The sequence below is a fragment of the Bradyrhizobium sp. UFLA05-125 genome, assembly GCF_059803515.1.
Map to the genome: position 1 here is coordinate 106,811 of NZ_JBANBJ010000024.1, position 6,505 is coordinate 113,315.

General features: G+C 63.5%; 6 protein-coding genes and 1 pseudogene. 1 reads left to right on the plus strand and 6 read right to left on the minus strand.

The window, feature by feature from the left end; translation table 11 throughout:
- Positions 1–144: 144 nt before the first annotated feature.
- The 5 genes from SO156_RS21940 to SO156_RS21960 form a co-directional block, all read right to left on the minus strand.
- Complete coding sequence (locus SO156_RS21940) at positions 145–951, minus strand: SDR family NAD(P)-dependent oxidoreductase (RefSeq protein ID WP_498536209.1); 807 nt, start codon at positions 949–951, stop codon at positions 145–147.
- A gap of 88 nt (positions 952–1,039) precedes the next feature.
- A complete protein-coding gene (locus SO156_RS21945) occupies positions 1,040–1,453 on the minus strand; it encodes a DUF1850 domain-containing protein (protein WP_458144053.1) in 414 nt (137 codons plus the stop codon).
- Positions 1,414–3,525 (minus strand): TRAP transporter permease, encoded by a 2,112-nt coding sequence (locus tag SO156_RS21950; RefSeq protein WP_498536210.1) that lies wholly within the window; start codon positions 3,523–3,525, stop codon positions 1,414–1,416. Before SO156_RS21950 ends, SO156_RS21945 begins: the two co-directional genes overlap by 40 nt.
- A gap of 156 nt (positions 3,526–3,681) precedes the next feature.
- Positions 3,682–4,629: a TAXI family TRAP transporter solute-binding subunit gene (locus SO156_RS21955; protein ID WP_498536211.1), complete on the minus strand. Its 948-nt coding sequence runs from the start codon at positions 4,627–4,629 to the stop codon at positions 3,682–3,684.
- Between the two features lie 236 nt (positions 4,630–4,865).
- Positions 4,866–5,342: a hypothetical protein gene (locus SO156_RS21960; RefSeq protein WP_458144056.1), complete on the minus strand. Its 477-nt coding sequence runs from the start codon at positions 5,340–5,342 to the stop codon at positions 4,866–4,868.
- A 229-nt stretch (positions 5,343–5,571) separates the two neighbouring features.
- Here SO156_RS21960 and SO156_RS21965 point away from each other — a divergent pair, with 229 nt between their 5' ends.
- The gene (locus SO156_RS21965; protein WP_498536212.1) at positions 5,572–5,877 is read left to right on the plus strand and encodes a hypothetical protein; all 306 of its coding nucleotides are present in this window, start codon (positions 5,572–5,574) and stop codon (positions 5,875–5,877) included.
- 164 nt (positions 5,878–6,041) lie between these two features.
- Here the strand turns inward: SO156_RS21965 and SO156_RS21970 are convergent.
- Positions 6,042–6,505, minus strand: a pseudogene (locus SO156_RS21970) (hypothetical protein); the annotation flags it as partial.

A 6,505-nucleotide genomic window follows, 5' to 3' on the forward strand; every position in this document is an offset into this window, starting at 1 on the left:
GGACCCATAACCCCAGGGAGGAGTTGTGGTGCGAGTTGGCAACCACGAATCTTCGCCAAACCACTCCCTGGGGTTATGGGTCCCGGATCTGCGCTCCGCTTCGCTGCGCTTGTCCGGGACGACAGCTGAGGGTGTATCTGGCGATCACACCCCCGACTTACACGTGATGCCGCCGTCGACGATGAGCTCGATGCCGGTCACGTATTTCGACTCGTCGGATGCCAGGAACAGTGCGGCGGTGGCGACGTCCCAGGCGTCGCCCATGTGGCCCATCGGCACCTGGGCGTCGCGGGCGCGCCACATCGCCTCCACATCGCCCTTGGCGTAGCTTGCCGCGAGCCCCGCAGAATGCTCGACCATCGGCGTCTTCATCAGGCCGGGCAGGATCGCATTGACGCGGATATGCTGGCGCGCGAACTCGACCGCCGTGGTGCGCGTCATCGTGTTCATCGCCGCCTTCGAGGTGCCGTAGCTGACGTAGGAGAGGCCCATGTGGCGGATCGAGGCGATCGAGGAGATGTTGATGATCGAGCCGCCGCCTTGCTTTGCCATCACCGGGATCACCTGCTTCATGGCGAGGTAGGCGCTCTTGAGGTTGACGGTGAAGACGCGGTCCCAGCTCTCCTCGGTCACCTCGACCACGCTGCCCATCTCGGCGATGCCGACATTGTTGTCGAGCACGTCGATGCGGCCATAGACCTTCAGGCACGCCGCGACCATGACCTCGATGTCGCTCGCGCGCGACACGTCGGCGGTGAAGGCGGCCGCCTTGCCACCCTCGCTCGTGATGATCTTCGCGGTCTCCTCGGCGGCCGCGCCGCTGCGATCGACGCAAAATACCGACGCGCCCTCGCGCGCAAAGGTCACCGCGGTCGCCTTGCCGTTGCCCCAGCCCGGTCCGATCGAGCCGGCGCCGACCACCATCGCAACCTTGCCCTTGAGCCGATCCATCGCGTTTCTCCCTGGTGTTCTTTGTAGCCCGGATGAGCGAAGCGATATCCGGGGCCGCCGTTCCCGGATATCGCTGCGCTCATCCGGGCTACGGATCGTCGCAGACTTTCATCTTGGTGACGTTAGCACCGATCGGATGGCCGACAATCTCCGAAAGAGTCCTGCACTTCCCGTCATGACACAACCGCCATTCCCCGGCCGCGCCGGAATTACCGAGCACGACCTCATGTATCGGTGCCCGCTTCGGCTGCCATTGAAACCAGCCGCCGGTGAGCCGCGCGTCGGGCGGCGGCTCCATGCCGGCGCCGGAGCCTTTGACGCGCGCTTGCACGAGCTCGAGGCCCCCAGGTGTCACGCGCCAGTCTTCCTGCCAGTCGACCTTCTCGATCGAATGCGTCCAGACGAGCGTAAAGGCTGTGAGCGCCAGCGCCTTCACGCTTCCCGCAGATAGCAGGCAGAGGCTCACACCGCCTCGATCGCAGCCGGCGGGCGCTGCCGCCATTGCCAGAGCACGATCACCGCCGTCAGCACGAAGCCTGCGGCATCGCTGAAGGCAAAATCCCCGAGTAGGCAGAGTGCCGCGCCGAGCGCAAGCGCACGCTCGAGCAGCGACAGCCGCGTGAACAGAAAACCGATCGCGACCATGCCGAACAGGCCGATCGCCACCAGCGCCTTGAAGGTCGCGAGCACAACTGCGCCGTAGAAGCCGAGCTCGGCGGCCATGGGATCGCCGGCCTGGAGCATCAACGCCGGTGAATAGACGAAGATGAAGGGGATGACGTAGCCGGCAAGCGCGATGCGCATCGCTTCCCAGCCGATCTTGTCCGGATTCTCCTTCGCGATCGGGGCCGCGGCGAGCGCGGCGAGCGCGACCGGCGGCGAGAGGTCGGCCATGATGCCGTAGTAGAACGCGAACATGTGGCTCGCGATCAGGGGCACCCCCAACTTTGCCAGCGCAGGCGCGGCGAGCGCAGCGGTGATGATGTAGGTCGGGATCGTCGGAATGCCGGTGCCGAGCAGGATCGACAGCAGCATGGTCATGATCAGCGCCAGGAACAGGCTCTTCTCACCAAGCCCGATCACCCAGCCACCAAAAATTGTGCCGACGCCGGTCTGCGACATCATGCCGATGATGACGCCAACGATGGCGCAAGCCATGCCGACGGTGATGGCGGATTTCGCGCTTTCGGCCAGCGCATCGCGACAGGCGCGCAAGGAGGCGAGGCCGCCGCGGACGAAGGCCGTGATCACGATCAGCCCGGCGACGACACCTGAAACCGGCACAATCTGGAGGCCGTCACGCGACAGCGCGGCGACGACGAGCGCGAGCCCGATCCAGAAGATGTAGCGGATCACCATTGCCGATGCCCCCGCCGTGATGCTGGCCCCCAGGATCAGCGTCACCGTCAGTGCGAGGCCCATGCTGCCGGCATAGAGCGGCGTAAAGCCTTCGAACAGCATGTAGACGAGCGCTGCGAGCGGCAGCACGAGATACCAGCGTGTCACCAGCGCCTTCCAGGCGCTCGGGATCTCCGCGCGCTTCATGCCGGTGAGCCCGTGCTTGCCGGCTTCCAGATGCACCATCCAGAACGCGGAGGCGAAGTAGAGCATCGCCGGGATCGCTGCCGCTTTGACGATTTCCGAGTACTGGACCCCTAACGTCTCGGCCATGATGAAGGCGACCGCGCCCATCACCGGTGGCATGATCTGCCCGCCCATCGAGGCAGTCGCTTCGACGCCGGCAGCAAAGGCGCGGCGATAGCCGAACCTGATCATCAGGGGAATCGTGAACTGGCCGACGGTCACGACATTGGCGACGCCCGAGCCGGAGATCGTGCCCATCATGCCCGAGGCGAACACCGCGACCTTGGCGGGGCCGCCGCGGGTGCGGCCGAACAGGCCGAGCGAGACGTCGGTGAAGAGCTGGATCATGCCGGCGCGTTCAAGGAACGAGCCGAACAGGATGAACAGGAAGATGTAGGTCGCCGAGACGTAGATCGGCACGCCGTAGAAACCTTCGGTGCCGAAGGACAGATGCGTGACGATCTGGTCGAAGTCATAACCGCGATGGTTGAGCGGCGACGGCAGATACTGGCCGAAGAACCAATAGACGAGACACGCGCCGCACATCAGCGGCAGCGCCGCACCCATCAGGCGCCGCGTGCCCTCGAAGATGAGGATCGCGAGCAGCGTGCCGACAGCGAGATCGACCCGCGTCGGATCGCCGTCGCGCGCAATCAGATCGGCATAGAAGATCCATTGATAGAGGCCACAGAGAAAGCCGGCGCCACCGATCAGCCAGCCGAGCGCGCGGCCGACATCGTTTCTGCCGGTGAAGTTGCCGATCAGGCCGAAGGCGAGCAGCAGGAGGAAGCCGACATGGACACCGCGCACCACCTGGCTCGGCAGATAGTTGAAGGCGGCGACGTAGAGCTGGAAGGCCGCAAACGCGATGCCGATCCAGTAGGCGAGTTGGCCCCACCAGCCCGGCCCGAACCCTTCCGGAAAGCCATGCTCGAAATTGTCGAATTCGACCTTGATGGGCGCATCCGCGCCCTCCACCTTCTCTAGCATTCAAATCGCCCCCGCCCGGACCAACGTTTACAACATCGTCGTCGCTCTCACCACACCGTCATGGCCGGGCTTGTCCCGGCCATCCACGTCTTACGGTGCCTCGATGAACGTGGATGCCCGGGACAAGCCCGGGCATGACGATACGGATAAAGCCGCTTACTTGATCAGCCCTTTTTCCCTGTAATAGCGGATCGCGCCGGGGTGCAGCGGGACCGGGCTGCCGGTGGCGGCCGTCTCGATCTTGATCTCCTTGCCTGCGACATGCGCGTTGGCGAGTTCGGGCAGCGACTCGTAGATCAACTTGGTCATCTGATAGGCGAGATCGTCAGAGACCGCAGAGCTCGTCACGAGATAATTCACCACCGCCGCCGTGGGCACGTCCTTGTCCTGCCCGGCATAGGTGTTCGCGGGAATCACGGCCGAGATGAAGGGCGGTCCAATCTTGTCGACGGTTTCCTTCGGCACCGCAACCACGGTGATCGGGCTCGAGGTCGAGAGGTCCTTCAGCGAGGCAACGCCGAGGCCGGCCGATTGCAGCGTCGCGTTGAGCTGGCGGTTCTTCATGAGGTCGACGGATTCGGCAAACGGCAGATATTCCACCTTGCCGAGATCCTTGTAGCTCATGCCGGCGGCAGCCAGGATGGCGCGCGAGTTGAGCTCGGTGCCGGATTTCGGCGCGCCGACCGAGAGGCTCTTGCCCTTGAGGTCGGCGAGGGTCTTGATGCCGCTCTCGGCGGTCGCGACGATCTGGATGTAGTTCGGATAGATCGCGCCGATGGTGCGGAGCTTGTCGAGCTTGGTCTTGAAGCCCGCCTCCTCCTCGCCGTCCCAGGCAGCCTTGAGGGAATCGCCGAGCGTGAACGCGAGTTCGCCGCGGCCCTGCTGCAAGAGGATGAGATTTTCGACCGACGCCTTGGTGGCCTGCACCTGCGTCTTCACGTTCGGAATCTTGTCGCCGTAGATCTTTCCGATCGCGACCCCGAGCGGATAGTAGACGCCGGAGGTGCCGCCGGTCAGCACGTTGATGAACGATTGTGCCTGCGCACACGACACCGACGTCGCCAGAGCAAGAGCCGAGGCAGCGCCGATCAACTTCAATTTCATGATTTTCTTCTCCCCAAACCGGCGGCGAAATTGGCCGGGCGAGGGGAGCGGGTCAACCCATCCAAAAGGCAAAACAGGGCTGCGCGAAACAGCCGTTTCGACGGGAATTTAAGGAAACTTTGGAAGGTGCGGCGACATGGCGCAGGCAGCGTTTGAACGCGGCTCGCTCGAACGCATCGAGCGAGCGTGCCTCATCCTCACTGGCAAGCCTTACTGGCAAGCCTCACTGGCAAGCCTCACTGGAACGTCATGTCCAGGCACTTGGAGATGTCGGAGCCGAGGCCGGAGGAGATGGTGATGCAGCCGCGGACCTTCTGCGTGGTCATGTCGGCGGCCCAGACCGAATAGCCGCCGGGGCCGAAGAACGAGTTGGTATTCGGGGGCTCGGTCTCGGTCGCATCGAAATCGTAATGGCCGTCCGTCTCGAAGATGCGCGGCCTCTTGGTGCAGCCGCCGTCGGTCTGCACGTTGATGACTTCCTTGTTGTCGCGGGTCAGCGCCAGCGAGACCTGGCAACGGAAATATTCCGATGTCTTGGTGTTGAAGAGATAGGTGTAGGACCTGCAGGTTGCGGTGTTCAGCTTGCCCGGGGCAAGGCCGCGGCTGCAGGAAATCCGCTGGTTGTGACTGAGCTGGTAGTCATCGGCATGGGCGACGGGCGCGAGTGTCACCAGAAATGCGGCGGACAAGCAAATTTTTATGACATGGTTCATTCGAATCATCCCTACCCAATCTCATTGTCGAATTGCGTTCTAGACGGAAAGCGGACCATAGTCGCGAGGGGACCAAGGGAAAATCACAAACTGCTAGCCAGGATGTGATTGGGCACGACAACCCGTTGAACGGGACGTGGTGCGTTGCGATCGAGGCGCGTATTTGACCGGCGAAGACCGTTCGTGATTTGTTCGGAACGACAATCAGGTGCTTATGGGGAGGATGAGGATGACTGGATTTCCAACGAGGGCCTTAATGGCCGCGGCGATGTTCGGGGCACTCGCCGCACCGGCTGTCGCGCAGACCGCCGCGACGCCGTGGGAGCTGAAGCCCGACATGGGCTATGCCTATGACAAGGAAGGCAAGACCTTCTCCTACAAGATGGGCACCAGCAATGCCGGCGAGCTCCTGAAGGGCGCCAAGAAGGTGCCGCGGGGCACGCTGTTCTTCATCGGCCAGAACGGCCAGCTCTACATGCGTACCGGCCCGTACCTCGAGGGCGACGGTCGATTCAAGTTCGGCCCGGATCAGTAAACCCACATTCGGTGTCGTCCCGGGGCGCGCGAAGCGCGAGCCCGGGACCCATAACCCCAGGGAGTAGTTGCGGCGCGAGGCTGGCAACCAGGAGTCTTCGCCAAACCACATCCTGTGGTCATGGATCCCGGATCTGCGCTCCGCTTGTCCGGGACGACGGTGTGCTAAAACACCCCCGCGAGCTCCCTCGCCCCAGCATTGTTACTGTTCGAGTCCATCCGCGCGTCCGTGACTGCCAGCAGCTTCGCCACCGTGTTGTGGCGGATCGCGACCGGGTTGCGCTCGTAGCCGCCGCGCTGGAAGAAGTTCGAGGTCGGCACTTGCTCGCGCATCGCCTGCGGCATCGTCACCATGTCCAGCCCGGTGCCGTCGCCGGTGAGATTCATCATCTCGAGCTCGGCGGCGGTGAGCGGGCGGTTATAACCTTTGGCGCGCGCGAACAGCACGGAGGTGAGCAGCTTGTGGGTCTGAAGCATTGGCCCGACGTCGATATCGAGCACCATCGCGTGCATGGCCCAGCCCTGCGCGGTGTCGCCGATCTTCTCATGCTCCGACCAGGTGTCTGGCACCGACTTCGCCTGCGCCACCATCTTCTTCAACACCGCGAGCTTGTGCTCGAGCATCTTGC

Bases quoted from the DNA above. Each gene is read 5' to 3' on its own strand.
- SO156_RS21960 (WP_458144056.1), bottom strand. From the start codon at position 5,342: ATGAACCATGTCATAAAAATTTGCTTGTCCGCCGCATTTCTGGTGACA.
- SO156_RS21950 (WP_498536210.1), bottom strand. From the start codon at position 3,525: ATGCTAGAGAAGGTGGAGGGCGCGGATGCGCCCATCAAGGTCGAATTC.
- SO156_RS21965 (WP_498536212.1), top strand. From the start codon at position 5,572: ATGACTGGATTTCCAACGAGGGCCTTAATGGCCGCGGCGATGTTCGGG.
- SO156_RS21955 (WP_498536211.1), bottom strand. From the start codon at position 4,629: ATGAAATTGAAGTTGATCGGCGCTGCCTCGGCTCTTGCTCTGGCGACG.
- SO156_RS21945 (WP_458144053.1), bottom strand. From the start codon at position 1,453: ATGGCGGCAGCGCCCGCCGGCTGCGATCGAGGCGGTGTGAGCCTCTGC.
- SO156_RS21940 (WP_498536209.1), bottom strand. From the start codon at position 951: ATGGATCGGCTCAAGGGCAAGGTTGCGATGGTGGTCGGCGCCGGCTCG.